3 protein-coding genes are annotated in these 3,594 nt (G+C 69.8%); all 3 read left to right on the top strand.

Annotated features, from left to right (window positions below):
• Window positions 1-283 precede the first annotated feature (283 nt).
• On the top strand, window positions 284-1,204 hold the full coding sequence (locus DBR36_RS09575) for a phospholipase (RefSeq protein ID WP_108318875.1): 921 nt from the start codon (window positions 284-286) through the stop codon (window positions 1,202-1,204).
• 90 nt (window positions 1,205-1,294) lie between these two features.
• A complete protein-coding gene (locus DBR36_RS09570; RefSeq protein ID WP_108318871.1) occupies window positions 1,295-1,873 on the top strand; it encodes a PadR family transcriptional regulator in 579 nt (192 codons plus the stop codon).
• Between the two features lie 53 nt (window positions 1,874-1,926).
• Window positions 1,927-3,594: AarF/ABC1/UbiB kinase family protein (locus DBR36_RS09565; RefSeq protein WP_108318869.1), on the top strand; the 1,668-nt coding region annotated here is incomplete at its 3' end.

The raw sequence follows: 3,594 nt of genomic DNA, 5'->3' as shown, positions 1-3,594 counted from the left end.
CCCGTCCGTCGTCCGTCGGGCGGGTGCGCGGTGCCCTCGCGGCCAGGGTGGCCTTTGTAAAAAAACCCGATCAAACCCGGTAAAAGTTGCGGTGAGGCGCTGGCTGCGCCCCGACGCGGACGGCGACGGCCGAAAGGCGTGAAAGAAGCGCCGCTCCCATCGTCCGTCCAGGTAACGAAGAGATAACGCTCAGAAGGGACACCCACACTCGAGGACTTGTGCCGACCCGACGGTGCAGATCGCGCTCGATCCCGACGAGTGCGCCCGAACGAAAGATCTCTCCTTGCTGCGTTCCGATATGAAGCTCGTCCGCGTCCACCGCGCCCGCCGTACCCTCGTCACCGCCGCCACCTGTGCGGGCCTCGCCCTGGGGTTGGTGGCCACGACCGGTCTCGCCATGGCGGCCCCCGTCTCCCTGCCCGACGCGTCCGCATCCTCGTTCGCCGCCCCCGGATCGGCCGTGACGATCTCGTCCGCCCCCACGCTGGATGCCGTGACCACCGGCGCCGACTCGGCGATGACCGATGCGCAGGCGGCGCTCGCCAGCGCCACCGCCGTCCAGGCCGATGTGGCCTCGACCGAACTGCCGCTGTCGATCGGCGACGCAACCGTCGACACCTCTGCGCTCCAGGACGCGGTCGATCGCCTCGGCTCGAGCGACCTGCTGCCCGTCTTGATGGTGCCCGCCCTCAGTCAGAACGCCCAGGCCGAGACCGAGCGGGTGTCGGCGCGCGTGGCCGAGGTGCAGGGCAGTCTCGACCAGGCCAAGGCCGCGAAGGCGGCCGCGGACGCCGCAGCCGAGGCGCAGCGACAGGCAGAGAAGGCCGCCGCCGATGCCGCGGCCGCTCAGGCGCAGCGCGAGGCCGAGGCCGCCGCGACGCTGGCACGCGTCAACACCCCCGCGGGCGCCAAGGACTACGCCGCGCAGCTCGCCGCCGAGAAATACGGCTGGGGGAGCGACCAGTTCTCGTGCCTCGCGTCGCTGTGGACCAAGGAGTCCGGCTGGAACTACCAGGCCTACAACAACGACGGCGGGGCCACCGGCATCCCGCAGGCTCTGCCGGGGAGCAAGATGGCCACCTTCGGCGCCGACTGGCAGACGAACGCGGCCACGCAGATCGCCTGGGGCCTGGACTACATCTCCCGCGGGTACGGAACGCCGTGCAGCGCGTGGGGTCACTCGCAGGCGATGAACTGGTACTGAGAATCGCCTGACGACCCACCCTCCGGACCCCTCAGCGATATATCGTTGTATATCGCTGGCTCAGATCGGGTCCGCGCGAAGGAGGTCGTCATGAGTGGTTCATTCCTGGGAGACGCGTTCGGCGGACGCGGTGGTTCGAACACCCCCGGTTGGCCGATGTCCAACATCCTCGAGGGGCTCGAGCAGCTGCGCACGCAGTTCGAGCAGAAGGCCGGCTCGACGCCGCGCATGAACAAGGGCGACGTGCGCTCCGCGGTGCTGTCGCTGCTGCTCGAGCAGCCGATGCACGGGTATCAGATCATCCGAGAGATCGAGGAGCGCAGCGGCGGGTCGTGGAAGCCGAGCCCCGGCTCCGTCTACCCCACGCTCCAGCTCCTCACCGATGAGGGTCTCGTGCAGGCCGAGGAGTCCAACGGCCGCAAGACCTACTCGCTCACGCCCGAGGGTCGCGCCGCGGCCGGCGACGAGACCACCGAGCGCACCGCTCCGTGGGAAGCTGCGGGCTCGCGCGAGGGCGGCCGTATGACGGCGCTGCCCAAGGCCGGCGTCGAACTGGCGCAGGCGGCCGCCCAGGTCGCCCGCACGGGCAACAAGGAGCAGGTCGCGCAAGCCGTCGAGATCCTCGACGACGCGCGCCGTAAGCTCTACTCCATCCTCGCCCAGGGCTGAGGTTTGCCCGAGCTCGACGCGTGCGGGGCGCACGTCGGCATCCAGGAGATTCGATGACCGACGACGCCCTCATGAAGGCCCGCTACCGCCGTATCACGCGCTTCGCCGCGCGCTACCTCGTCCAGGCGTGGTGGTACGAGCTCTTCCTGCCGCGGTTCGGCCTCGGGTGGATCTCCGCCCGGGGCCGCACCCGCCGGCTGCAGCGCATCGCGCAGCGCTTCCACGTGCTCGCGGTCGATCTGGGCGGCCTGATGATCAAGGTCGGCCAGTTCATGTCGTCGCGTCTCGATGTTCTGCCGCCCGAGATCACGAAAGAACTCGAGGGCCTGCAGGACGAGGTGCCCGCGGTCCCGTTCGCCCAGATGCGCGTCCGCGCCGAAGAAGAGCTCGGGATGCCGCTGGAACGCGCTTTCGCCTCGGTCGACGAGCGTCCGCTCGCCGCGGCGTCGCTGGGTCAGGCGCATCGCGCGGTGCTGACGGACGCGATGGCCGACGAGACCGGGTTGACCTCGGTCGTGCTGAAGATCCAACGCCCCGGCATCGACCGCATCGTCGACGTGGACCTGCGGGCTCTGCGCAAGGTCGGCGTGTGGCTCAGCAAGGTCGCGCTCGTGCGCGACCGGGTCGACATGCCCTCGCTCGTCGAGGAGTTCGCCGTGACGAGCCTCGAAGAGATCGACTACCTGCACGAGGCCGCGAACTCCGAGCGATTCGCCGCCGACTTCGGCGCCGACGGCTCGATCGCCGTCCCCGAGGTCGTCTGGGAGCGCACGACCCGCCGGGTGCTGACACTGCAGGACGTCACCGCGATCAAGATCAACGACGTCGACGCCCTGCGCGCCGCGGGTATCGACCCGTCCGAGGTCGCCGCGCGGTTCGCGCGCGTGATGTTCGACCAGCTCTTCGACGACGGCTTCTTCCACGCCGACCCGCACCCCGGCAACGTGTTCGTCACGCCGTCGGGGTCCCTCACCGACCGGGGCACGCCGGCGTGGCGCTTCACCTTCATCGATTTCGGCATGATGGGCGAGGTTCCGCCGAGCCTGCGACGCGGGCTCCGGCGCGTGCTCATCGCGGCGGCCTCCCGCGACGGAAAGGGCCTGGTCGACGGCATCCGCGATGTCGGCGTCCTCCTGCCCACCGCCGACACCATTCAGCTCGAGCGCGCGATGACGCAGCTCTTCGCGCGCTTCGGCGGCATGGGGTTCGCCGAGCTGCAAGAGGTCGATCCGCGCGAGTTCCGCGCGTTCGCGATCGAGTTCGGCGACGTGGTGCGCTCGCTCCCGTTCCAGCTGCCCGAGAACTTCCTCCTGATCGTCCGTGCGATGTCGCTCACGAGCGGCATGTGCAGCGCCCTCGACCCCGCTTTCAACATCTGGGATGCCGTCGAGCCCTACGCGCAGCGATTGATCCGCGAAGAGAGCGGCAACACCGCCCAGGCGCTCGCGCGCGAGGTGGGCGCCGTCGCCGCCGTCACCGCGCGCCTGCCGCGCCGCATCGACAACCTCATCGAGCGCTTCGAGGACGGGTCGGTGTCGGTGCAGACGCCGCGGATCGAACGGCGCATGCGCGATCTCGAGCGCATGGTGCGTCGGGTGGTGTCGTCGGTGCTGTTCACCGGTCTGCTCATCGGGGGAGTGCTCCTGCAGGCCGAGCAGGCGGTGCTCGGCACGATCCTCATGATCGTCTCGATCGCCCCGCTCTCGCACGCGCTGCTTGCC

This window comes from Microbacterium sp. HMWF026 (assembly GCF_003061325.1).
GTDB classification, from domain to species: domain Bacteria; phylum Actinomycetota; class Actinomycetes; order Actinomycetales; family Microbacteriaceae; genus Microbacterium; species Microbacterium testaceum_E.
The sequence above is the reverse complement of the archived record's forward strand: the minus strand, read 5'-3'. Positions and strand labels throughout refer to the sequence as shown.